Consider the following 25,371-nt stretch of genomic DNA (forward strand, 5'->3'; position numbering starts at 1 on the left):
ATCCGCTCATTTGAGCGGATTTTTTTATAAACTTTTAGGTAAGATTAGAAGCGGTAGCCTGCACGAACACCATAAGTGTTATCGTTGTCACCGAAACCAATACGACCTTCAAGACTTACTTGTTGATTTAAGAATTTTTTAGCATTAATACCAAATTCATCTTTATCAGTTAAGTCGTTATTGTAGTAATCCACACCAAGACTTAAAGTTTTATCGATGTAGTAGTCACCACGAACTTTATATTCGTCTAGGTCACCAAACGCACCAAACGCTTCAAGGTTTACGTCATGTTGACCTACTTGAGTTACGTATTTAGCACGAACTGTTGGATCAGCGCCGTCTTTACCGTCTTTTTCGTCGTAACCTTTAACACCTAGTGCAAGTAATAAACCTGGAGCTGGTAAATAACCTACTTCAGCTGCATAAGTTGTAACTTTCTGGTCGTAGTTAGTGTTGTCAATTTCACGCTCATTACGGCCTACATCACCGCTAAGGTAGAAATCTGAGTTAGGAACATAGTATTCAACACCTACGCCATACTGAGTATCTTTAGTACCGCTGTTATCGCCATAGTTAATAAGTGCGTTAACATTACTTGCACGGCTTAAAAATGCTGCTTCTGCAAGTGGAGCGTTACGAGTTTGAACAGGATTAAAGTAATAAGTCCCGTCAACACCGAATTTACTTACGCTGCTACCGTTGTCTGGATCAAGATAATTGTAAGAACCACCAACTTCAGCTTGGTAAGCGTTTGCTGCGCCACTTACTGCGAGTGCAGATAAAAGAGCTGATGCAATTGCTAGTTTTTTCATGGAATCTCTCCCCTCTAAAAAGCGATTTTATAAATGTTTTGTTACAACTTTTAGTCTAGAGGAAAATCGAGTAGCGTCAATCTTGCACAAGTAACCGCACTGTAACTATGTGCTTTTTTTGTAAATATGTTTAACTTAAATATTTGATTTTAAACTATAAAAATAGAATGTTTAATTTTATTAAAATTGAGGAGATTTTGTGTAGATCATAAAAAATGCTGTAAAAGTACCCAATTTTGTATGAGGATGTTACCGGTTAAGCTTAAAATGAACTGAAGAAAATTTAGAAATTAGATGAGTGAAATATAATGAGAAATACAAAGCAGGTTCGAAGATAACCGCAGCTATGCTAAAATAATTGCATGTTTATCTGCTCTTATGGGAACACTCGCGTGGAAATTAATCCTTATCTAAACCAATTGAAAGACTTAACTGATCGTAGCCAAACACTACGGGGGTATCTTTGACTACGATCTGAAAAAAGAGCGTTTAGAAGAAGTTTTACGTGAGTTAGAAGACCCTGCGATTTGGAATGATCAAAGCCGTGCTCAGGCGATGGCGAAAGAAAAGGGCGAACTAGAAAACGTTATTAATGTATTGGATGGGTTGTCAACACAACTTGAAGATGCAAAAGCGATGTTAGATTTGGCTGTAGAAGCTGATGATGAAAGCTTGCTTGAAGATGTTCAGTCAGAGCTTAGTGCTGCCGAAGATGAACTGGCTAAACTTGAATTCCGTCGTATGTTTAGTAACCCAATGGACCCGAATCCTTGCTATGTCGAGATTCAATCAGGTTCAGGCGGTACCGAAGCACAAGACTGGGCATCTATGCTTTTACGTATGTATATGCGCTGGATTGAACGTCATGGCTTTAAAGCAGAACTTATGGAAGTATCTGATGGTGACGTAGCTGGTATTAAATCTGCAACAATTCGTGTTGAAGGTGAATATGCCTATGGTTGGTTACGCACAGAATCAGGTGTCCACCGTTTAGTTCGTAAATCACCATTTGACAGTGGTAACCGCCGTCATACCTCATTCTCTGCGGTATTTATTTCACCAGAAGTTGATGACAATATTGAAATTGATATTAATCCTTCTGATGTTCGTACAGATACTTACCGTGCATCTGGGGCAGGTGGTCAGCATATTAACAAAACCGATTCGGCAGTACGTTTGACTCATACTCCAACAGGTATTGTGGTGGCGTGTCAGAACCAGCGTTCGCAACATGCTAACCGTGACCACGCATGGAAACAGTTACGTGCGCGTTTGTATGAATTGGAAATGCAAAAACGTAATGAAGCGGCTCAAGCTCTAGAAGACTCGAAGTCTGATATTGGTTGGGGAAGCCAAATTCGTTCATATGTATTAGATGATTCGCGTATTAAAGATTTACGCACGGGTGTTGAAAACTCTAATACAGGTGCTGTTCTTGATGGTGACCTTGATCGCTTTATTGAGGCGAGCTTAAAACAAGGTTTATAAGAGTCTGCTGAACTTTTAGTTTAAATACAGTTCATCTATGAATATGTAGAACTCTTGGATTTTTAGCGATTAAAACGGCAAAGCAATTCAGCCTTCGAATCTTAATCGAAAAAAAGCGATATGAATATCGAAAAAAATAGATATGAATATCGCAAAAGTGCGATATGATGTTTTCGAAATGCTGAATAAAGCTTTGTTCGTTTAAAAGACGTGTTGAGCCTATGGATATTGATGCAATTAGCAAAGCCCTTTCCAATCCGCTACGTCGGCAGATTTTGCAATGGTTGAAAGAACCTGCGCATTATTTACCAGTGGAAGAGTGTGGTGGTAGTTTTGAGAAGGGTGTTTGTGCAGGTCATATTGAACGATTGGGCAAAGTAGCACAGTCTACAATGTCGAATCATTTGTCTGTTTTACAACAGGCGGGTCTGATTCAGGTCCAAAAATATGGTCAATGGTCTTATTTTTCACGTAACGAAGCTTTGATTCAGCAATATATCGAACATTTAAAACAAACACTTTAACAATATTAAAGTGTAAGTCGAGGCGACTATGGCTGAACTCAATACTCCTTTAACGGTTGGTGATTTTGAAATCAAAAATCGATTGGTAATGGCTCCATTAACGCGTGCGCGTAGTGGTGAAAGCCGAGTACCTAATGATTTGATGGTTGAATATTATCAACAGCGTGCAAATGCTGGTCTTATTTTGACTGAAGCAACAGTGATTGGTTCAAAAACTGTGGGTTATGCAGAAACCCCAGGATTATGGTCACAAGAGCAGGCACAAGCTTGGAATAAAATTATTGAGGCAGTTCATGCTCAAGGTTCAAAAATTGTAGCTCAGCTTTGGCATGTTGGCCGTATTTCGCATCCTGAACTTTTAGATGGTGATATTCCTGTTGCACCAAGTGCAATTCAACCTGCGGGTGAAGTGAGTCTATTACGTCCTAAACGTCCGTATGTAACGCCACGCGCACTTTCATTAGAAGAAGTGAAAGAGGTTGTAGCCCAATATAAACATTCAGCAGAATTGGCTAAAGCAGCTGGTTTTGATGGTGTTGAGTTACATGCGGCAAATGGTTATTTAATTGACCAGTTCCTTCAAAGTAACACCAACAAACGTAATGATGAGTATGGTGGTCCAGTTGAAAACCGCGCACGTTTATTATTAGAAGTGATTGATGCGTTTATTGAAGTATGGGGCGCTGGCCGAGTTGGTGTTCATATTGCACCGCGTGGTGATTCGCACGATATGGGTGATGAAAATCCGTTAGCGACATTTGGTTATGTCGTTGAGCAATTGAATCAACGTAATGTTGCTTTCATTTTCTCTCGTGAATATGAAGCTGCCGACAGCATTAGTCCAAAACTTCGTGAAAAATTTAATGGTGTATGGATTGCGAATGAAAATCTAACACCAGAGTCGGCAAAACGTATTTTGCGTGATGGTGAAGCTGACGCAGTATCTTTTGGTAAAGCATATATTGCCAACCCAGATCTTTTACAGCGTTTAGAGCAAGACTTGCCTTTAAATGAACTTCAACCAACGACTTTATATGCTAAAGGCGCTGAAGGTTATACAGACTATCCAACGCTAGAAGCTTCGTAAATTTTTTGAAATGACTGTTTGCTGACCTAGTTCATTTATGAGCTCAGTAAATCGCTTTTCTTGTAATGGTAGAGTTTAGGTATCGAAACTCTGCCATTTTTTCTATCTATGTTATATTTTCCCCAGTTTTTAAATTTTGACTATTTGAGGCAAACCGCTTGGCGACCCCTTTTTGGTACAACACCGCACTTCATTTATTAAAACCCTTTTACCGCTGGCGGATAAAAAAACGTGCAGAAAGCCAGGAATTATATAATCAGGAATGTCTGGAAAGATTTGGGCCGTTTGAATCTCCGAAGAATGTGAGAGCAATCTGGTTCCATGCTGTTTCGGTTGGAGAAACCAATGCTGCGCAGCCTTTAATCGAGCATTATCTTAAACTCGGACAACCTGTTTTAGTAACCAATACGACTAAAACGGGGCAGGCACGTGCCAAATCGTTATTTTTAAAAGCCCCTTATTTAGACTTGTTTCAAGCAGTTTATTTGCCTGTTGATCAGAAGCATCTTTTAAAACAATTTTTTGAGTTGTATCAGCCAAAACTTTTAGCATTGGTTGAAACAGAGCTTTGGCCAAATTTAATCGATCAAGCCAAACAGCAGCATGTTTCATGTTTATTGTTAAATGCGCGGTTATCAGAAAAATCAGCTAAAGGTTATAGCCGAGTCTCAGGTCTAACAGCAGGAATGCTGAGACAAATTGACTGGGTGTTGGCACAAGATAATGCTACTCGCCAACGCTATGTCGAGCTTGGCTTAGATCAACAAAAAAGTCAGGTGGTTGGAAATATTAAATTTGATATTCACGCCCCTGAAGCATTTTTAAATCAGGCTGCAAAGCTACACCAATTATGGTATTTGGGGCAACGTAAAGTCCTGACAATTGCCAGTACACATGCACCCGAAGAACAACAAATTTTGCAGGCACTTCAGCCTTATTTAAAGTCAGATCCAGATTTAGTTTGTATTGTTGTACCTCGACATCCTGAACGTTTCAACGAAGTCTTTGAAATTTGCCAAAACCTAGATTTAATTACTCACCGTAGAAGCTTGAATCAAAGTATTCATACGAGTACACAGGTTTATCTAGCCGATAGTATGGGAGAGCTTTGGTTATGGTACGCCTTAAGTCAGGTGTGTTTTGTTGGTGGCTCTTTAAATGAGCCGGGTGGTGGACATAATATTTTAGAGCCTATGGTTTTGAATGTACCGACCGTCATTGGACCTCGTTACTTTAATTTCCAAACCATTGTCGATGAGTTTATTGATGAAAATGGTGTGCTCATTGCCCAAGACGCTGAGCAAGTTGTGGCAATCTGGATAGCATGTTTAGCTGAACCTGATCAGGCCCAACAAGTAGTAGAACAAGCACATAAAGTCTTACAACGTAACCAAGGTTCATTGCAAAAACATATTGGCGTAATTAACCGGTATTTGGCCGAAAAACCATGAATATCGTTTTACTAGAGCCTGAAGATATTCAGTCAGACACGTGGTTAATTCACTCAAAGCGTCAATTACAACATTTACGTGAACATCTTGATATTACGGTTGGCCAAAATCTAAAAGTTGGTGTTCGTAATGGCGCACGTTATACCACTGAAATTATGTCGATTAACGAGCAAGAAGTTTGTATACGACCTATTAGTGAAGAAGCTGTCCCTACAAAACTTCCGGTTCATTTAATTGTGGCTTTACCAAGACCCAAAGTTTTACGCCGTTTAATTATGGATAGTGTGACTTTAGGTGTTGAAAGAATTAGTTTGATTCATAGTTATCGGGTAGATAAAAGCTATTGGCAAACTCCTTTTTTGCAACAACTCGATAACTATGTGACTTTAGGGCTTGAGCAAGCAGGTGACACGATTGTTCCTGAAATTCACATGTACAAACGCTTTAAACCTTTTGTTGAAGACGTTCTGCCAAGCTTGATCTCCAAAGAAACACCCGTCTATGTGGCTCATCCTTATGCCGAGCAGAGCATGCCAGTTAATATTCCACATGCTTGTAGTGTAGTCGTGGGTCCCGAAGGTGGCTTTATTCCCTATGAAGTTGATTTGCTCAAAAAAAACGGCTGCCAAGCTGTGAGCTTAGGCAACCGTATTTTAAGAACTGAAACGTCTATTTCTTATATTTTAGGTCGTCTCTTTAGTTGATGCTTCAGGGTTTAAAAGTGGCTGATTTGCTGCCATCTTTAATTCTTGAATTGGGTAAGGAATATTAATTCCGTTCGCATTAAAAGCTTGCTTGACCTGAGCTTGAATGGTGCTCGTAGACGACGAAATATCAGTTTCAGTCGTATCAACCCACCAGCGTACAGTCAGGTTAACCGAGAAATCTGCTAACGCTGTAACGTTAACCGAGAAGGCTGGCTGACTAAGTACATTTCGGTCATTATTAAGAATATCTAAAATAATCTGCTTAGCTTTTTGTTCATCGTCGTCATATCCAATTCCGACTACAAACTCACAGCGTCGTTGTTGATAAGCAGTATTTACAGTTAAAGCACTTGTATAAACAGTTGCGTTTGGAATAACAATGCGACGGCCATCTGGCGAGCGTAAGAATGTTGCACGAATTTGGATATCTTCAACCGTTCCTTCAAGCGAATTTACAACAATGGAATCGCCAATGCGGAATGGTTCGCTTAATAAGATTAAGATGCCTGATAATAAGTTTTGAAAGATATCTTTAAATGCAAAACCAATAGCGACAGAACCAATTCCGAGAGCACTCATGAGTTGCCCTGGTGTAAACCCTGGAATCATAATGACGAGAGCAATTAAGAAACCAAAGAATAAAATTGTTGTACTGCCTACACGGTTTAAGACCAAAACGAGGTTTTGGCGCGTGTAAGAACGGTTTTCTAAGGTTTTACGAACAAAGAACTTAAATAATTTGGTCAGTAGCCAAAAAATAATAAAAACGATAATCGCAATACATATATAAGGCACACGTTCCCAGAAGCTATCCACGATTTTGTCTATAGTGGTATAGGCATCATGATACTTTTCAGTGTGGGCTAAAACCGTTTGAGTGGTTTTAGTGCCCGCTTCTTGCAAAAGTTCGCCTGTATTTTTTGCGACATCCGTTAAGGATTTTTGTTCATCAGCCACGGCAAGTCTCAATTAAAAAAATTTATGAAAGCGATTTTCGGCTTTCATCATAGTAGGAGATAAAATGTGCGCCTACTATAATGAGTTCATCTAAATAATAAAGTGTTTTTTAATTAAAAGTATTCCGTTCCTTTTTGTAAGATTTGTGTCGGTGTTTCTAAGGTATCAGTCCCTGAGAAATAATAAAAAATTCCTGCTGTTGAAATAAGGCTAACTAAAATAGCGACTAAAATAAGCCAAGCCATCAGTTTTTCTATAAACGTTGCTGGTCGAACAGGACCGTATTCGTTTGGACCTGCTGTACCTGAGGCAAGCAGTAGATAAATCATAAAAAAGAACTGAACAACTGGAATGAACAATAGCAATCCCATCCAGCCACTCTTATTTAGATCGTGCAAACGTCGAACAACGAGAACAATATTTAAATAAATCAGGAACAGCGAAAAAGCCCAGACTACCAAGGCACTGGCTCCAGAAAGAGAGCTATAAAATTCAAAATTAAATAAATTGCTTGAAAGCTGAAAACTTCCAAGAAATGAAGCCAAAATGAAATAGCCCAAGAGGGTGACTAAATAAATCAGTCCATAACCACCTAAATAGCTCATACGATTAAAACGTCCATGAATTGAAAACGGACTATCTTTAAAAGGGAGTTGTGGTGGGCGTGAGGAGCTTGTTTGGGCAAACATATTATTTTATTCCTGTGTTGCGTATGAGAGACAAAATAATCTTTGTTGATGATCAAAACCATCAAATCTTGCAAAAATTATAAAAGTAAAAGCTATAGACAAATGTTTTAAATCAACTTAATTTTATAAAAATGTTCACAATTTCGTGTGCTTGAGTAAGTGATCAATATATGACCAAAGTCGCATTGTTTAGACTTTGAAAGAGTCATCATACTGCAAAGGCATGCAAATAAGATCCAGTAAAATAATAGCCACAGTCTCGAGATGGGATGCACAAGATCAAGGAAGTTGCGTATGAATGAGATCTATCCAGTACCAGAGGAATTTAAAAAAACAGCTCGTACTGTTGAAGCAGACTACTTTAAACGTTATCAACACTCTATCGAGAACCCAGATGAATTCTGGGCAGAGCAAGCTAAAATTGTCGATTGGATAAAGCCATTTACCCAAGTTAAAAATACGAGTTTTGACAAAGACAATTTCAAGATTGAATGGTTTGCCGATGGTGAGTTGAACGTATCAGCAAACTGCCTCGACAGGCATCTTAAAGAACACCCTCATAAACCTGCAATTATTTGGGAAGGTGACCATCCTTCTCGTCATAAAATCGTTTCTTATAAAGAATTACACGACGAAGTCTGCCGCTTTGCCAACGTTTTAAAGAAATATGGTATTGGTAAAGGCGACCGCGTTGTACTGTATATGCCGATGGTCACTGAGGCTGCAATTGCGATGTTAGCCTGTGCACGTATTGGTGCTGTTCACTGCGTGGTGTTTGGTGGCTTCTCGCCAGACTCTTTAGCAAGTCGTATTGAAGATAGCCAAGCTAAACTGGTGATTACCGCAGACTCAAGTCTACGTGCCGGAAAACTATTACCACTCAAAGAAAATGTCGATTCGGCTCTAGAATTGCCGGGTACAGAGTGTGTTGAAAATGTAGTTGTGGTTTATCGTAATGCGAACCCGATTGAAATGAAGCCGGGGCGTGATTTGTGGTATCACCTCATTATTATGGAGGTTGATGCAAACTGTCCTCCAGAACCGATGAAGGCAGAAGACCCATTATTTATTCTCTATACCTCGGGCTCGACAGGTAAACCGAAAGGTGTCTTACATACCACAGGTGGCTATTTAGTCTATGTAACAAGTACCTTTAAAGAGGTCTTTGATTTAAAACAAGATGATGTGTACTGGTGTACGGCAGATGTAGGCTGGATTACAGGGCATAGTTATTTGATTTATGGCCCACTTGCAAATGGAACTACGACCTTAATGTTTGAGGGGGTTCCTCAATATCCAACATGGGCACGTCTTGGTCATGTGGTCGATAAGCACAAAGTCTCTATTTTATATACGGCCCCAACCGCGATTCGCGCCATGATGCGAGAAGGGGATTCGTTTGTACGTGAAAGTAACCGTAGCAGCCTGCGTTTACTTGGTTCGGTCGGTGAGCCTATTAACCCTGAAGCTTGGAATTGGTACTACAACGTTGTTGGTGAAGGTCGCTGCCCGATTGTTGATACATGGTGGCAAACCGAAACAGGCGGTATTTTGATTGCTCCATTGCCGGGAGCAACAGCTTTAAAACCGGGTTCTGCAACACGTCCGTTATTTGGTATTCAACCTGCCATTGTAGATGGTGAAGGCAATGAGCTGGAAGGTGCGGCTGAAGGTAACCTAGTCATTAAAGATTCATGGCCGGGTCAAATGCGTACCATTTGGGGCGATCCTGATCGCTTTATCGAGGCGTATTTCTCAACCTTTAAAAATACCTATTTTACAGGTGATGGTGCTCGTCGTGATGAAGATGGCTATTACTGGATTACAGGTCGAGTTGATGATGTCTTGAATGTTTCAGGTCATCGTTTAGGTACGGCTGAAATTGAAAGTGCTCTGGTTTCACATGAAGCCGTGGCAGAAGCTGCGGTGGTGGGTATGCCGCATGATATTAAAGGACAAGGTATTTGTACTTTTGTGACTCTACAAGCGGGTGTTCCAGAGTCGGAAGAACTGCGTAAAGAGTTAATTAATTGGGTGCGTAAAGTGCTTGGGCCTGTGGCTTCACCTGATGCACTACATTGGGCACCAGCATTACCTAAAACCCGATCGGGTAAAATCATGCGCCGTATTTTAAGAAAGATTGCAGCAAATGAGCTTGATAGTTTAGGTGACACTTCAACTTTGGCTGAACCTGCTGTAGTAGATCAGTTAATTGCAACGGTTTATCCCGATAAGCAAAACTAATTTTAAAAAAGCCCCATTTGGGGCTTTTTTATTAAGCTTTATTAAGAGTTTGCTAAAAAATCAGTAGTATTTTGTACATTCGCGAATGTACTCAGCGCAGTTAAAAAAGCAGTTTCTACGTCTTCAGCTTTTACAGTCTTTCCAGCATAACTTAAATCACGAGTTGCCGTTGCATCTGCAATCAAGATTGGTTGATAACCCAGTTCTTTGGCTGCACGTGTGCCTGAATCAATACACATGTGAGTCATCATACCTGTAATCACGAGTTGCTCAATTTGATGTGTTTTTAAAAGTTCATCTAAATTGGTTTCTAAAAAACTGTTTGGATAATGCTTCGTTACGATTAATGAATCACTGCCAGCACTGAGTTCAGGGTGAAGTAAAACTCCATCTGTATTTTCTTGGAAGAAACTCGCTTGTGGTGGGTTAATATGTTGCACATAAATGATTGGCAAGTTTTTCTCGTTAAAATATTGTTCGAGTTGTTTTATTTTTTTCAGCGCTTGCTCTGGCTCAACCAATTCCATTTTGCCATTTTTAAAATAATCATTTTGTACATCGATAATTAATAGTGCTTGTTTCATGAGATCACTCTTGTTGATATGAGATAAAACAAGATTATTCTCTGCCAGTAAAATCGGCTATAGTCAGATGAAAGCATTACCGCCAGATTTCTTTCGCCATGAAAAATGAATATTGAATTAGACCCGATTGATCTAAAAATTATTGCATTGCTTAAACAGGATTCTCGATTAACCAATAAAGAAATTGGGCAACGTGTGCATCGAACAGGGCAGGCAGTGGGTGCTCGAATTGCTCAGTTAATGGATGCTGGTGTCATCAAAAATTACACGATTGCCGTGCAATATTCGCATAAACAATTTATTCATTTGCATTTAAATGAACAACGCGCATTTGAAGAAATTGAAAATTTGGTTAAGCAATATGAACAAATAGATGAATGCTTTAAAGTTATGGGCAATGCTTGCTATATGATTGTGAGTCATTTTGAACCCGCAGCATTAAATGAATTTATCGAGAAACTTTCAAAATGGTGCCGTTACTCGGTTGAAACAGTGATTCGAGAAGTCGAAAAATCTTAAAAAATAAAGGCTCCAAGCCGAGTCTTGGAGCCAATAAGTCTTTATTTTTAATTTATTGTTTTTATTGTCTTGCGCTGCTTTAAATGAAGTTTTTTAGGCTGATTTCGCTTGAATTTCTATCTCCTTTTCTTGTTGAAGTTCTAATTGGCGAACGAGTGGTAGAACTTTTTCCCCAAAATATTCTACTTCTTCAATGAAATGTAAGAATCCAGAAAGAATCAAATCAACACCTACATTTTTAAGTGCGACAATACGCTCTGCAATTTGCTGCGGTGTACCAATTAAATTGGTTTTAAAGCCATCGTTATATTGCACTAAATCTTCAAAACTTGATTTTGCCCAGTTACCTTGTTGCTCTGGAGAAGCTGCACCTGCTTCACGTGTTGCATCGCCAAACACATTTACCGCTTCAGTGTTGGCTTTATCAATAATTTCTTGAAGTACCGCTTTTGCTTCTTCTTCGGTATCTCTAGCAATAATGAACGCATTAACACCAATTTTAACCTGATGGTTATTGGCTTTAGCTTTAGTGCGAATGTCTTCGACTTGTTTTTGAATTTCCTCTACGGTATTACCGTTGGTGAAATACCAATCAGATACACGTGAAGCCATGTCACGTGCAGCACGTGAGCTGCCGCCTTGAAACACTTCAATATGAGGCTTTTGCAGAGGTTTTGGTTTAAGTGTGTAGTTTTGGAATTGATAGTATTTACCATCGAAACTATATTTATCGGTGGTCCAGATTCCTTTTAACGTACGAATAAATTCTTCAGAACGGACGTAGCGTTGATCATGCTCTGGCCACTCTTCACCAATCGCATCAAACTCTCCTCTAAACCAACCACTCACCACATTAATGGCAATACGGCCTTCGGTTAGATAATCGATTGTTGCAAGTTGCTTAGCTGCGAGTGCCGGTTTCCAGGGGCCGGGCAGAATAGCTGCAATCACCTTAAGTTTTTCAGTTTTTGCCAGTAAGGCATGACTGAAACTTACTGATTCATGCTGGTTTTCTGCTCCGTACCCCGCCGTAAAACGAATTTGAGTGAGCGCATATTCAAAACCATTTTTTTCGGCAGCCTGTGCAAGTCGAACATTGTAGTCATAACTCCAGTCTGTACGCTGTTCGATGTTACTTACTACAAGGCCACCGCTTACATTTGGTACCCAATAAGCAAATTTAATAGGTTGTTGTAATTGCGTCATGGTTTGCTCCCCCAATTCGTATTTTTATTTAGCGATATTGCACTTAGGCAACATGCGTTGTTAATGATTTGCCAGACTTGTGATGCAAGCGAGACTCTGCCGCATCAAGATCAGGCACAGCCGCTGAAGGTAATACTTCTTCTTGCTCAATTTGCTTGTTAATACCAAGCTCTTGATTTGCTTGCTGAGTCTTAGATTTGACTACTTCAGCACGTTCACCTTTCGCTGGTGCCCATTCTAAAATTGGCAATGCACGAGCTACTGCTAACGTAATACGATCTGATAATTGCTCGCTTTTCACCGTATATTCAGGAGTAAAGTCACGGTCAGTTGCATATACGCCGATTGGTAAAGTTTGTGCTTGGAAGAAGCTGAACAATGGACGAAGTTGATGTTCAAGTACCAGTGCATGACGATCACTACCGCCTGATGCTGCTAAAAGTACAGGCACATCGACCAATGCAGTTTGTTCAACAAAATCGAAGAAATGTTTGAAAAGACCCGTAAAAGATGCACGGTAAACTGGTGTACCTACAATTAAAGCATCAGCTGCTTCAACCGCTGCAAGATCATCTTGCACGCGCTGTGGAAGTTGGTTGCGATAAAATGCACCGCCTAATAAAGGCCCAATTTCGCTTAATTTAATAAAATGAACTTTAATATCGGTTGCTTCGGATAACTCATCAAGAATGGCTTGAACCAGACTTTCCGTTTTAGATGGGGTATTTAAGCCACCAGAAACAGCAACAATATTCAAAGGTTTTGGTGATGTGATACCAGTCATAATTTGGTTCCTAAGCCTAAAACAAGAGATTGGACTTATTAATCAACAACGACGGCGAACTGTAAAATAACGAAATTGGTCAACCTTATCAGTTTTAAATATAAAAGATAAATAGTGGATTTTTATACTTTATTTATCTATTAAGTTGCTGTTTTTATTTTATATAATTATTGGTGATATATTTTTTATAATAAAAAGTAAGCTTATATAAAAAACAGATTAATTTTGATTAAATGTTAAAAAACATCTGAATATTTTAGCTAAGTTCTGCATTTATCATCATTTTGCATAAAAATGGATAAGATGAACGTATCTTTCATCTAAATAGTAGGGTTACAATAGGCCATACTTATGCTCAAGATTACTTTAATCGCTTATGAATATTTTAATCGTTGATGATCATCCTTTGTTTCGTCATGCTTTAATTCAAGCAGTACGTTATAGCCTGCCACAGGCACAAATTCATGAAACAGCTTCGGTTGATGAGTTTTATGAGCGTTTGGAAAATGGGGCAGAACCTGATCTAGTATTACTCGATTTAAATTTACCAGGTGCTTCAGGCTTTTCTGCTCTAGTCTATGTACGAGCACAGTATCCAGCTATTCCAATTATTGTGGTTTCTGCACATGAAGAAACTTCAATTATTCAGCGTGCGATTGCACATGGCGCGATGGGTTATATTCCTAAATCTGCTCATCCAAGTCATATTGGTGAAGCGATTCGTCAAGTTTTAGAGGGTGAAATCTGGTTACCACCTAATTTGCCACCTAACCTTAATCTTGATCCGAGAGCGGCAGATGAAACTGCTTTAGCTGAACGTATTCAATCTTTAACACCACAGCAATTCCGTGTTTTGATGATGGTTGCGGAAGGTTTGCTAAATAAACAGATTGCTTATGAACTCGATGTTTCGGAAGCAACGATTAAAGCGCATGTGACAGCTATCTTTAGAAAATTAGGTGTGCAAAACCGTACACAAGCCGTATTGGCCATTAGCGCATTAAATATTGAAGATAAAAAAATCTAAAAATAAAAAAGACCTCAATTGAGGTCTTTTTTATGTGTGCCACTTAAGCAAGACAATCTTGCTTTGGTGTTAGGCTGTCGCAGTACAAAGGATTGAGTGCACATTGCAAATCATCAATTTGATCTTGAGTCACATAACCTTTCACTTTTAAATATTCAGCTACGCGGTCATCACGCAAGCTTAAAAACGCTGCATCATAAACGCCTAAATCTACAAAAAGTGCAGCTGTTTCTAGGCTATTGAAGCGATCAAGGAAAATATCATTGCCATACATTAAGAAGATATGGTCGAGTTTTGCTTTTTCATCGACATGTAGTCGTTCAGCAAGTTGATCTGGATGAGTTTTAATAAAGAGTAAGTCAGAAAGCTCATCAAACTGAGTCATATCTAGCTGATTTTCTCCAAGTTTGACATGACCAAGCCAAGCTTTGAAAACAAGTACAGCTCCACCGCGAAGTAACATGCTCCAAATTTGATGACGTGTATCGTGATCAAGATTTTCACTTTCAGCGCTAAGCACTTTTAAGAAGTTTTCTTCTTGTTGTGCCAATTTATCAAATAAGCCTAATCCTTGAGGATGATAAGCCGCAGGTGCGAATACATCAAAATTTAGATCATGAAATACATTAAGTGCGAGTGGGACTGCACTTTGATAAATCGTATTTAACGCTTTGATATGGGCTTCATTGAGTTTGCTGTTGGGAAAAATACTTTGCCAATCTAGTTCAGGAAGTAAAGCATTGGCACTGTATTGACGATAAAACTGTTGAGATGAGAGTTGGTTTTGTGGGCTATTATCAGAAATGTTCATGGCAATTGTCCTTTGCATTAATTCGTGAGCAGGGGTGCTTAATATAGAAATCGGTTAAAAAATGGTTATACATTTATCAAATGCGTTTGGAATAGTTATGTGTCATCAAGAATGCAAGTAGAATACGACTAAAGTCGTATATGGTGGTTCTAGTTAGATAATATTTTTTAAAAACAAATATTTATTAAATTGTAACTAAGTATACAAGTGTTCACTTACAAAAAAGATGGGCTTTGCCATAGAAAAAGGGCTGTTGGAAAGTTTAGCCAATTATTTAATCAACAAAAGTAGACTTTTTGAGCAGTTCTGCCTATTGGCTTAAATTAAACCTATAACTTTTGCCAAAAAATCTCTCCCAAACTTATAAAAAGCTTGGGAGAGGAAAATGTTTAATCTGCCGCGCTGGCAATTTTAAGTCCCGATAGCCATGCTCTTAGAGAGGCTGGTTTAAGCGGTTTTTTGAGTAAAACGATATTCAGTTCTTTCAATTGTTGAGGTAATTCTGGATGCGAGTCCGCTGTAATTAAAGCAACCGGAACGTCATGCTGTCGATTTTGCATAATAAAATCGACACCGAGTTGGTTGTTATTTAAATGCTGATCGATAAGCCAGACCTGAATATTCTCTTTTTGAATAATCTCAAGTGCTTGTTCTGGTTCAGTGGCTTTAAAAACCTCATAACCCCATCGACCTAATAAGCTACTCATTCCTTCTAAAATAGTTTCATCATTGTCTAAACATAAAATCCGGTAGGCTTTAGTTTTTAAAGGCACTGCCTGTACGGTTGGAGTTATTACTTTTGGCGCTTCTACGACTGGAACCTCAATCATAAAGCAGGAGCCTTTATTGAGTTGAGAGTAGACATGAACAGGATAATTCAACAAACCTGTCATACGCTGCACAATTGCGAGACCCAAGCCTAGGCCTTGCTCACCCCACGGTGATAAATGCCCACAGCGTTCGAACTCTTGAAACAGTTTAATACGTTGTTCTTCGGCAATACCGGGGCCTGTATCCCAAACACCAATACGAATATGGTCAGGTTTTTGAGCCGAACGTAATACACCGACAATTACTCGGCCTTTGGCGGTATAGCGCAAAGCATTACTCACAAAGTTTTGAATAATACGTCGTATCCATTGTGGATCTGTGTCAATCCAGAACGATACATCGTGAACTTTGAGTGAAATATTTCGCTGAGCAGCAATTGATTTAAACTGAAGTTCAAGATCACTGAGTAAATCATGTAACGGGTAAGGTTGTCTTTTTGGCTGTATGCTACCGCCTTCTAAACGGGCAATATCGAGTAGGGCAGAGAGCATGCTTTCTGCACCATATAGAGCACGGTCAAGCTGTTGCAAAGTTTGACGGTCTTCTTCAGTTGCGATGCTTTGTTCAAGAACGGTACTAAAGAGACGAGCCGCATGCATGGGTTGTAATAAGTCATGACTTGCCGCTGCAATAAATCGGCTTTTTGACATATTCGCCATATCGGCTTGTTCGCGTGCGAGCTGCTGTTCGGTTAAAGCACCAGCAAGTTGTTGGGTTCGGTCTTTTACGCGCGCTTCAAGTATTGCCTCATTTGCACGGAAAGCGGTAATGTCGGCGAATGTTGTAACAAAGCCTCCACCTGAAATAGGATTACCACGCATTTGAATAACGCGTCCGTCTTTACGGATTCGTTCAAATTCATGTGCACTTCCGACTTTCATCCAGTGTAAGCGTTTACGAACATGTTCTTCGACTGAACCAGGGCCGCATTCGCCGCGTTCAGCGTTATAACGAATCAAATCGGCAATTGGACAACCCACATAAACTAAGTCTTTCGGGTAGCCAAATAGTTTTAAATATTGGTTATTCCAAGCCACCAAACACATATTTTTATCAACCACACTTACCCCTTGAGTCATGTGGTCAATCATGGTCATGAGCAAGTTTTGATTGAAACGTTGCCATTGTGAGGCTTGGTCTAAAATATTAGCGACTTGACCTAACGCGAGGCCATTATTGATCATTGCTGTAGTGAGCAAAGTACGGGCAGAGGCTGCGCCGATAATGCCAGCTAGATATTGTTCGGTAAAACGCCACCACATGCCATTGGCGATACTATTGGGGTTGAGCGTGAGATGATTTTGCTCACAAAAGTTCTCGAATGCTTGTGTTGTTGGTTGCTCACCCGTAATTCTTTTAGCAAGAGCGAATAGGTCACCTACTTTTAAACGTGCTGCATCGTGAGGTAAATAAGTTAAATCGGTAGATGTATGCGGTGATGGCAGGGGTTTGGTTTCGTAGTAGAAAAAGCTTTCTGCCTGAATTTGTTCTGCCACACTTGGACGGTAAAGTTTAGAAATCCAAATATATAAAACAATATTTAAACCAAGCGACCAAATAACGCCGTGGGTTAAAGGTGCAAATGATTCAAAACCAAAAAGTGACTCTGGTCTTAAGGCGTTAATTCCAAAAGGGCCAAAAAGCAAAATACTTTGGGCAGTTTCCTGATAGGCCTCTGGCAAACTACGTAAAATCGTTGGAAATAGTAATGTGTAACTCCACATCAAAAATCCAATAATGAGGCCAGCATAGACACCTTGGCGGCTTCCACCTCGCCAATACAAGCCTCCAATAAGCGCAGGTGCAAACTGGGCAACGGCACTAAACGCCAATAAACCAAATACTGAAAGCTGGTTAATATCATTAAAGAAATGGAAGAATAAAAAGCCAAGTAGCATCACCGCGACAATACTAATACGACGGCTGAATTTAAGAACTTTAGGTAAATGTTTATCGTGACGTGATAGCAACTTAAAACGCCAGAGTGCAGGCATAATCAAGTCGTTACTGAGCATGATAGATAGGGCAACAGATGAAACCAGCAACATGCCTGTTGATGCAGAGAACCCACCTAAAAAGGCCAGTAAAGCTAACCATTCTTGGTTATAACTCAGGGGTAATGAGAGTACTGCAACATCAGGTACAGTTAAGAACTTCGGTGCAGCATGTAATGCCCAGCTTGCAATCGGAATAATGGCTAAAATCGTTAAAATCAGATAAACCGCAAACCATTTGCGTGCACCGCGAATATGTTTTTCATCTCGTAATTCGACAACCGCGACATGAAACTGGCGAGGTAAGCAGATAATTGCTAAACCTGCCAATAATGTCTGAATCCAGAAAGTTTCAGGCACACCAAACAACTGAACTTCTTGAAAGGTTTGATTTACATCTGATGTGACTTGTACAAGGTTCGCTGGTGTTTCAAAAATAAAAAATAAAGCAACGCAAATCAGCGCGAATAATTTTACAAAAGATTCAAATGCCACAGCTAACATGAGGCCGCCATGCTGCTCGGTATTGGCAATTTGCCTTGTACCAAAAATCATGGCCAAAATAGCCAGTACACTGGTTAAAAGCAAAACACTATTGGTGGTTGTGTGGATATGAGCATTCTGTTCCATAATGACAGAAGTACTTAAGGCAATCGCACGTAACTGTAAGGCTAGATAGGGAATAATTGCGATTACAGCCAAAATGGTGACCAGTGATGCCAACACCCCACTTTTCCCATAACGCGCCGCAACAAAGTCAGCAATTGAGGAAATTGCGTGGTGCTGGCGTACCCGACCTAAACGTCGCCAAATGTCATAGCCAAACCAGACAAATAAGAGAGGGCCTAAGTAAATAGGCAAGAAAATGACGCCTTCTCGAACAGCTGCTCCAGTCGCGCCGTAAAATGTCCATGATGAACAGTAAACACCCAGTGTTAAGCTGAACAAGAACATGCGGCCACGTGTACTCAGACGGCTGGCATGCTTTTCACCAAAAAAAGCACAAATAAATAAGAGTGCTATATAAAGGGTGAGTACCCCAATAATCAGCCAGCTGTTCATATGACTCACATGATTAAAACCTTGTGCCTATCATACCCCAAGCAGAAACAAAGCTATAAATTGATTAAATTTTAACGACCAAAGTCTAAGTTACGAATTACACGTAATTTTGCTAACTTTAATCCTGAGAAACTACTATTAAAAAGTGGCCAAGGCTGGGCACAGGGCAAGGAGTTTGGTTATGGATCAGAACCAAGTAGAACAGATTCTACGCAATCCAAAGTTTCAAAAGATGGTCAAGAAAAAAAGTACATTAAGTTGGACGCTCACAATCATCATGTTAGTTCTTTATGTGGGTTTTATGCTGCTTGTTGGCTACAACAAAGAATTTTTGATGAGTTCATTTAGTGGCGGTGTAACGACATGGGGAATCCCACTAGGTTTAGGAATTATCGTTTTATCTTTCCTATTGTGTGGTGTGTATTCTTTTATCGCGAATAGTACCCTTGACCAGTTGAGTGAAGAAGCGTTGAAGGAAGTTGAAGCCATCACGCATGAGAAAGGACTACACTAATATGAAATGGAATTCATTAAAAGCGAAAGCCTTATTGGCAGCAGCATCGCTATATTCAACAGTGGCTATGGCAAGTCCAGATCTGGGTGAAGCTGAACAACAAGCAACCAACTGGCATGCTATTATTATGTTTGTCATTTTTGTTGGTTTCACTTTGTTTATTACGAAGTGGGCTGCGAAGCAAACCCAATCGACACAAGATTTCTATACAGCAGGTGGTGGAATCAGCGGTTTCCAAAACGGATTGGCAATTGCGGGTGACTACATGTCTGCTGCATCTTTCCTTGGTATTTCTGCACTTGTGTTTAGTTCAGGCTTTGATGGCTTACTTTACTCGCTTGGGTTCATGGTAGGTTGGCCAATCGTTTTATTCTTGGTTGCAGAACGTTTGCGTAACCTAGGTAAATATAACCTTTCAGATGTGGTTTCATTCCGTCTTGAAGAGAAACCAGTACGTACTTTAGCTGCAGTCAGTTCACTTGTTGTGGTGGCATTCTATTTGATTGCTCAAATGGTAGGTGCGGGTCAGCTCATCAAATTACTATTTGGTTTGAACTACAACATTGCTGTTGTCATCGTTGGTCTATTGATGATGGCATACGTAATCTTTGGTGGCATGTTGGCAACAACATGGGTACAGATCATTAAAGCGGTTATGTTACTCAGTGGTGCAACCTTCATGGCATTCATGGTGATGAAAGCAGTTGGTTTCAGCTTCAGCAACATGTTTAGCCAATCAATTGAAGTTTTCAGTAAAGTACACGACATCAGTTTGGCCGATGCTTCAAAAATTATGGGGCCGGGTAAACTTGCCGCAAATCCAATTGATGCCTTGTCTCTAGGTTTGGCGTTGATGTTTGGTACAGCAGGTCTTCCACACATTCTTATGCGTTTCTTTACTGTAAAAGATGCGAAAGAAGCGCGTAAATCGGTTGTAGTTGCAACAGGTTTCATTGGTTACTTCTATCTTTTAACTTTCATTATTGGTTTCGGTGCGATCCTTTTCGTATCAAACAATCCGCAATTCCTTGATGTTGCAAAAATGGCAGTAACAGGCAAACTTGAGCTTGTTGGTGGTAACAATATGGCAGCCGTGCATTTAAGTGACGCTTTAGGCGGTGACTTATTCATGGGCTTCATTTCAGCAGTAGCGTTCGCAACGATTCTTGCTGTTGTTGCTGGTTTAACACTTTCAGGTGCATCTGCAATCTCTCATGACTTATACGCTAACGTATTCAAGAAAGGTCAAACGACACCTGCTTCTGAACTTCGTATGTCAAAAATTGCGACATTGGGCTTAGCAATCTTCGCAATGGTTTTGGGTATCTTGTTTGAGAAGCAAAACGTAGCATTCATGGTTGGTTTGGCGTTCTCTGTAGCGTGTTGTGCAAACTTCCCGATTCTTGTTCTTTCAATGTTCTGGAAAGGCTTAACGACTCGTGGAGCGGTTATTGGTGGTGTTGTTGGCCTTGTAACAGCAGTAGTACTTATTGTTCTTTCTAAAGCAGTTTGGGTAGATACTTTAAAAATCTCTGATACACCAATCAACCCGTTCAATGGTCCAGCGTTATTCGCTATGCCATTGTCATTCCTTTGCTGTTGGTTCTTCTCGGTAACTGACAACTCTGCACGTGCTAAAAAAGAGCGTGCTGCTTTCGATGCTCAATATGTTCGTTCAATGACAGGTATTGGCGCATCTGGTGCATCGGATCACTAAGACGAATATTGTTAGCTCATTCTTTAAAAAGCCCTACGGGGCTTTTTTTATACTTATTTTATTTCCAATCCAGAGTTTAGATATTAATAAAGAACAACTTGTTTGCCTGATTTTGTGTACAGTATTATTTGTTAAATCTCAAAAAAGCATAATGAAACAAGGAAAATAATAATGCGATCTATTATTGAGTTTTGGGCAAGTTTTCGCTTACTGCCTTCTGCATGGCTGTTACTGGTTCAGTTTATTTTATTGATTTTAGCCATGCTGACATTTGATAGTTTGCCTTACCGGACTTTAACCTGGTCATTAGGCGTCCTTGCTTTATTATTGATTGCCAAAGTTATTCGCCAGACCCCGATGTTTACTTTTTTGGGCTTAACATTTGTGAGCGGTGCAATTCTGTCATCAGTACTGATTGTGTTGGGATATAGCAATTTATATATTCAACTATTTGCCCATAGCTGTGAAGCTCTGGCCTATTTTTCGGCAGCTTATGGTTTATTTCGTTATATGTTTGCTGACCGATATTTAACAAGAGATGAACTATTTGCGGCAGCAGCAGTCTTTACACTGATTGCATGGGGTTTTGCATTTTTATATAACATTTGCCAGCTTATTTTCCCTTACAGCTTTCAAAATCCAAATAACCCCCATGCTTTCCAAACTTGGCTGGATCTACTCTTTCTCAACTTTAGCTTGCAGTCGGCTACAGGCTTATCCGACCTCATGCCAATCACCCCACCAGCGCGCGTTTTAGCCATGCTGCAAATGTTTTGTGGGGTCATGTATTTAGCTTTAATCGTCACCCGTCTAATTGCTTTACAATATATTACCCACCTCCCTAAAAAAAATTCAGATAAATAATGGAGGAGGTGTTTTAATTTATTTACACCTTTGTAACTGCAATATTCTTTAAGTTTATTTAGAGTGTTATCGACTTTCTCTATTGAAAGCCCTAGCTTTGTTCATTCTGTGAATATCTTATTGGCATTTAAGCCTGTCACTCGTCATTAAAATAACATGGAGGATTTATGCCTTCCAAACAGTCCGGTTGGTTCGCAAACGTTAATCCTAACGTATTTTTGGGTACGGTCATTATTATTGCTTTGTTTTTAGCAGTGGTTGTGATCGCCCCGAGTTCTTTTGAGCTTCTAACACAGCAATTAAAACAGTGGATCACTGATTCATTTAGTTGGTTCTATGTTTTATCTGTTGCTTTCTTTCTCATCTTATTGATTTACATTGCCTGCTCTTCGATTGGACGCATTAAATTAGGACCAGATCATAGTCAGCCTGATTATAACAATGGGTCTTGGTTCGCCATGCTGTTTACCGCAGGGATGGGGATTGGGTTGATGTTCTTCGGCGTTGCCGAACCTGTCATGCACTATGTTAATCCACCAAGTGGTGAGGCTCAAACGATTGATGCAGCACAGCAAGCATTAAGAGTTACCTTTTTCCATTGGGGACTACATGCTTGGGCAATCTATGCTGTAGTTGGGTTAGCTTTGGCTTATTTTGCTTATCGGCATAATTTACCCTTAAAGACCCGTTCAGCACTCTATCCACTTATTGGTAAGAGAATTTATGGGCCATGGGGCGATAGCATCGATATATTCGCGACCATTGGTACGGTATTTGGTGTAGCGACCTCTCTTGGCTTTGGTGTTACACAAATCAATTCTGGTTTGCATTATTTATTTGGAATAGAGCAAAGCACCAATATTCAAGTGTTACTCATTATTTTCGTGAGTATGTTAGCTTCCTTATCTGTGTTTCTAGGTCTTGATAAGGGTGTAAAACGTTTGTCGGAGTTAAACTTAGTTTTAGCTTTAATATTATTGGTATTTGTTTTTATTGCTGGTCCAAGTATTTATTTACTTCAAACGACGATTCAAAACACTGGGCAATATATCTCTAACCTATTTACTATGACATTCAACTTATATGCCTATCAGCCGAATGGCTGGATTGGTGGTTGGACAATTTTGTACTGGGCTTGGTGGATTTCTTGGTCGCCATTTGTGGGAATGTTTATTGCCAGAGTTTCTCGTGGTCGTACCATTCGAGAATTTATTGTTGGGGTTTTACTCATTCCAACAGGCTTTACCATTATCTGGATGGGTTTCTTAGGTAATGCCGCCTTATTTAGCATTATCCATGAACACCAAACAACATTAATTCAGGCTGTTCAGCAAGATTCGTCAGTTGCATTATTTGAATTCTTAGGTCACTTACCGTGGTCTGGCGTGATGAATGTCTTGGCAACTATTTTGGTGGTTTTATTTTTTGTGACATCTGCTGACTCAGGGGCATTAGTCACTGACTATTTAACTGCTAAATCTGAAAATTCACCAACTTGGCAGCGTCTGTTCTGGACGGTACTCATGGCTGTGCTCGCAATTATTTTATTGCTAGTCGGTGGCTTGGCTGCACTTCAGGCTTCCATCATTATGAGTGCGTTACCTTTTACTGTCGTCATGCTCTTAATGAGTTGGGGGTTAATAAAGGCCTTACATCTTGATGTCACAAAAATGACAGCCATTCAGGAAGCACGCATTACACCACGTGCAATTCATAATCCAAGGAGTTGGCAACAGCGTCTAGGGTTAATCATGCACTATCCTCATAATGAAGAAGAAGTGCGTGAATACATTGAGAAGCAAGTGGCTGGCGCATTTGAAAATATTCAACATGAATTTAGACGCCGTCATCTTGAGGTTTCAATTAGCCAACTTGAAGATGGTATGCAACTTCGAGTAGACCATCACAATGAAATTAATTTTATTTATAAAGTTGTTCCACGTGAAACAGTACCACCAAGTTTTTTAATTGGACGTACTGAAGCCGAAGACGGACAATATTTCCAAGCAGAAGTTTTCTTAAGAGAGGGTGGTCAGAACTATGATGTAATGGATTGGACGCAAGAAGATTTAATTCAAGACATTATTGATCAATATGAACGTCATCTGTATTTCTTAAATATTGTGCGAAGCTAATCTTTAGGTATAAAAAAAGGACTCAATTGAGTCCTTTTTTAATTCGATTTCTAAATTAAATTAGAAACGGAATTTAGTATTTAAGCCGATAGTTTGTGTATCGTAGCTAGTAGACGCATTTTTAACGTCAGCTTTCATGTACGATGCACCAACTGCTAAAGCTGGAGTAATGAAGTAGTTTACGTTACCACCCCAAGCTTGACGGAATTCACCAAGGTCATTACCTTTGATGTCAGCTACGCCATCGTTACCAATGAAAGATGCGCCAACACTTAACTTAGGAGTTAAGTAAAGGTCAGTTTTCAAACCGTATTGGTTTTCTTGACCGAAAGCACCAGCAGCTTCAAAACCAATTGCCATGTTAGTTCCATCGATTGGACCTACATATTTAGCACGTGCTGTAACAGCATCTTGGTCGTCTTGAATCGCAGCAGTTTGGTTTACAGCAGAGTAGATACCGTTGCTGATGATGCCAAAGTTGTCTAAAGCGAATTGGTTAGCAACACTTGTATAACCAACAGTCATCAAGAAGTTAGGTAACAACATAGCACCAACTTCTAATGCATAACGGTCACCGTTGTCATCTTTAGAGAAGTTGTTTTTACCATCAACATCAGTGTGGTTGTAAGTTGCGCTAGCATATACAGGAAGGTAAGGAGTAGGAACATAAGCCTCACCTTTAACACCGTAAGTACCAACGTGGTAGTTTACGTTGCCTTGGTCATACTGTTGGTAGCTGTAACCTACAGATACGTTAGAAGCTTGGTTCAAGAAAGCTGCTTCAGCTAAAGGACCTTTAGTGGTATCAACATTTTTTAAATAGTATGTACCAGCAACGTCACCAGTGAAGTTTTTATCGTTTGCAGTTGTGTCAACATATTCAGATTGACCTTGAACTTCAAATTGATAAGCATGAGCACCGGTCATGGCTAATAATACAGCAGTGGCTAAACCAAGTTTTTTCATAATCATTTCCAGCAATAACAAGAGATAAAGCTGGGGTCATTGTATTGTAACAATTTATGAAGTCAACAATGAAAAAAAGGAATGTTAAAGATATTTGACACTTATGTTAAAATTGGTGAAAAACTAATCAAATGAAAAGTAAATTGTCAACCTGATAAAAAAATGAACATTTACAAGAGGCTAATAATTATATTTCATAACGAATTTAGAAATAAATGTTTAAAAGTTATTACAATTACGATTGGAAAAAATGATTAATACGATCGGTTTTAACATTAAGTAAATTGTAGAGTTGCTTATATGCTGAATAAAAAATCACCAATTTATTATCGTATTCATACTATTTTGAGGAGTAGTTAACAATATTTAGATTAGTTTAACTAAAAAATTTAACTATT

General features: G+C 39.5%; 21 protein-coding genes. 12 read left to right on the top strand and 9 right to left on the bottom strand.

Features of this window, described 5'->3' with window-relative positions; all coding sequences use genetic code 11:
• Positions 1–44: 44 nt before the first annotated feature.
• Entirely contained in the window at positions 45–812 is a 768-nt protein-coding gene (locus K6I41_RS00815; protein ID WP_009391349.1) for a putative porin, read from the bottom strand.
• A gap of 392 nt (positions 813–1,204) precedes the next feature.
• Between K6I41_RS00815 and prfB the strand changes: the two genes are divergently transcribed.
• The 5 genes from prfB to K6I41_RS00840 all read left to right on the top strand — a co-directional run bounded on the left by prfB (position 1,205) and on the right by K6I41_RS00840 (position 6,066).
• Positions 1,205–2,300, top strand: a protein-coding gene (gene prfB / locus K6I41_RS00820) for a peptide chain release factor 2 (protein WP_107880456.1) whose coding sequence is annotated in 2 segments (ribosomal slippage) — positions 1,205–1,276 and positions 1,278–2,300 — 1,095 coding nt in all. Because the reading frame shifts where the segments join, the coding sequence is not laid out codon by codon here.
• 221 nt (positions 2,301–2,521) lie between these two features.
• A complete protein-coding gene (locus tag K6I41_RS00825; RefSeq protein WP_002121891.1) occupies positions 2,522–2,824 on the top strand; it encodes an ArsR/SmtB family transcription factor in 303 nt (100 codons plus the stop codon).
• Between the two features lie 28 nt (positions 2,825–2,852).
• The gene (locus K6I41_RS00830) at positions 2,853–3,911 is read left to right on the top strand and encodes an alkene reductase (protein ID WP_250375031.1); all 1,059 of its coding nucleotides are present in this window, start codon (positions 2,853–2,855) and stop codon (positions 3,909–3,911) included.
• A gap of 158 nt (positions 3,912–4,069) precedes the next feature.
• Positions 4,070–5,362, top strand: a complete 1,293-nt coding sequence (locus K6I41_RS00835; protein WP_250375032.1) for a 3-deoxy-D-manno-octulosonic acid transferase — start codon at positions 4,070–4,072, stop codon at positions 5,360–5,362.
• Positions 5,359–6,066, top strand: a complete 708-nt coding sequence (locus K6I41_RS00840) for a 16S rRNA (uracil(1498)-N(3))-methyltransferase (RefSeq protein ID WP_250375033.1) — start codon at positions 5,359–5,361, stop codon at positions 6,064–6,066. Before K6I41_RS00835 ends, K6I41_RS00840 begins: the two co-directional genes overlap by 4 nt.
• On the opposite strand, the gene K6I41_RS00845 is transcribed toward K6I41_RS00840, so the two are convergent.
• Positions 6,046–7,026, bottom strand: coding sequence for a mechanosensitive ion channel family protein (locus K6I41_RS00845; protein ID WP_004790025.1), 981 nt, complete (start codon positions 7,024–7,026; stop codon positions 6,046–6,048). The genes K6I41_RS00840 and K6I41_RS00845 overlap by 21 nt on opposite strands.
• Before the next feature lie 113 nt (positions 7,027–7,139).
• Positions 7,140–7,715: a DUF805 domain-containing protein gene (locus tag K6I41_RS00850; protein ID WP_013196608.1), complete on the bottom strand. Its 576-nt coding sequence runs from the start codon at positions 7,713–7,715 to the stop codon at positions 7,140–7,142.
• A gap of 294 nt (positions 7,716–8,009) precedes the next feature.
• Between K6I41_RS00850 and acs the strand changes: the two genes are divergently transcribed.
• A complete protein-coding gene (gene acs, locus K6I41_RS00855) occupies positions 8,010–9,959 on the top strand; it encodes an acetate--CoA ligase (protein ID WP_250375034.1) in 1,950 nt (649 codons plus the stop codon).
• A gap of 41 nt (positions 9,960–10,000) precedes the next feature.
• Here the strand turns inward: acs and K6I41_RS00860 are convergent, their stop codons facing one another.
• Positions 10,001–10,543, bottom strand: a complete 543-nt coding sequence (locus tag K6I41_RS00860) for a cysteine hydrolase family protein (protein ID WP_250375035.1) — start codon at positions 10,541–10,543, stop codon at positions 10,001–10,003.
• 105 nt (positions 10,544–10,648) lie between these two features.
• Between K6I41_RS00860 and K6I41_RS00865 the strand changes: the two genes are divergently transcribed.
• The gene (locus K6I41_RS00865) at positions 10,649–11,062 is read left to right on the top strand and encodes an Lrp/AsnC family transcriptional regulator (protein WP_005066843.1); all 414 of its coding nucleotides are present in this window, start codon (positions 10,649–10,651) and stop codon (positions 11,060–11,062) included.
• A gap of 93 nt (positions 11,063–11,155) precedes the next feature.
• Here the strand turns inward: K6I41_RS00865 and sfnG are convergent, their stop codons facing one another.
• A complete protein-coding gene (gene sfnG / locus K6I41_RS00870) occupies positions 11,156–12,268 on the bottom strand; it encodes a dimethylsulfone monooxygenase SfnG (RefSeq protein WP_250375036.1) in 1,113 nt (370 codons plus the stop codon).
• A 43-nt stretch (positions 12,269–12,311) separates the two neighbouring features.
• Positions 12,312–13,052 (bottom strand): FMN reductase, encoded by a 741-nt coding sequence (gene msuE / locus K6I41_RS00875; protein WP_005300671.1) that lies wholly within the window; start codon positions 13,050–13,052, stop codon positions 12,312–12,314.
• A gap of 376 nt (positions 13,053–13,428) precedes the next feature.
• On the opposite strand from msuE, the gene K6I41_RS00880 reads away from it, so the two are divergent.
• Positions 13,429–14,079 (top strand): response regulator, encoded by a 651-nt coding sequence (locus K6I41_RS00880; protein WP_013196611.1) that lies wholly within the window; start codon positions 13,429–13,431, stop codon positions 14,077–14,079.
• 43 nt (positions 14,080–14,122) lie between these two features.
• On the opposite strand, the gene K6I41_RS00885 is transcribed toward K6I41_RS00880, so the two are convergent.
• Both K6I41_RS00885 and K6I41_RS00890 read right to left on the bottom strand, forming a co-directional pair.
• Complete coding sequence (locus tag K6I41_RS00885) at positions 14,123–14,890, bottom strand: hypothetical protein (RefSeq protein ID WP_250375037.1); 768 nt, start codon at positions 14,888–14,890, stop codon at positions 14,123–14,125.
• A 389-nt stretch (positions 14,891–15,279) separates the two neighbouring features.
• Complete coding sequence (locus K6I41_RS00890; RefSeq protein WP_013196613.1) at positions 15,280–18,777, bottom strand: hybrid sensor histidine kinase/response regulator; 3,498 nt, start codon at positions 18,775–18,777, stop codon at positions 15,280–15,282.
• 181 nt (positions 18,778–18,958) lie between these two features.
• Between K6I41_RS00890 and K6I41_RS00895 the strand changes: the two genes are divergently transcribed.
• The 4 genes from K6I41_RS00895 to K6I41_RS00910 all read left to right on the top strand — a co-directional run bounded on the left by K6I41_RS00895 (position 18,959) and on the right by K6I41_RS00910 (position 24,007).
• Positions 18,959–19,291, top strand: a complete 333-nt coding sequence (locus K6I41_RS00895; RefSeq protein ID WP_004790008.1) for a DUF485 domain-containing protein — start codon at positions 18,959–18,961, stop codon at positions 19,289–19,291.
• A 1-nt stretch (position 19,292) separates the two neighbouring features.
• Positions 19,293–21,008, top strand: a complete 1,716-nt coding sequence (locus K6I41_RS00900; RefSeq protein WP_004790007.1) for a cation acetate symporter — start codon at positions 19,293–19,295, stop codon at positions 21,006–21,008.
• Positions 21,009–21,179: 171 nt separating this feature from the next.
• Positions 21,180–21,872 (top strand): ion channel, encoded by a 693-nt coding sequence (locus K6I41_RS00905; RefSeq protein ID WP_250375038.1) that lies wholly within the window; start codon positions 21,180–21,182, stop codon positions 21,870–21,872.
• A gap of 167 nt (positions 21,873–22,039) precedes the next feature.
• Entirely contained in the window at positions 22,040–24,007 is a 1,968-nt protein-coding gene (locus tag K6I41_RS00910; RefSeq protein ID WP_250375039.1) for a glycine betaine transporter, read from the top strand.
• Positions 24,008–24,067: 60 nt separating this feature from the next.
• Here the strand turns inward: K6I41_RS00910 and omp33-36 are convergent, their stop codons facing one another.
• Positions 24,068–24,973, bottom strand: coding sequence for a porin Omp33-36 (gene omp33-36 / locus K6I41_RS00915; RefSeq protein WP_005300691.1), 906 nt, complete (start codon positions 24,971–24,973; stop codon positions 24,068–24,070).
• Positions 24,974–25,371 lie beyond the last annotated feature (398 nt).

It is taken from the genome of Acinetobacter sp. AS23 (assembly GCF_023612055.1).
Classification (GTDB): Bacteria; Pseudomonadota; Gammaproteobacteria; order Pseudomonadales; family Moraxellaceae; genus Acinetobacter; species Acinetobacter oleivorans.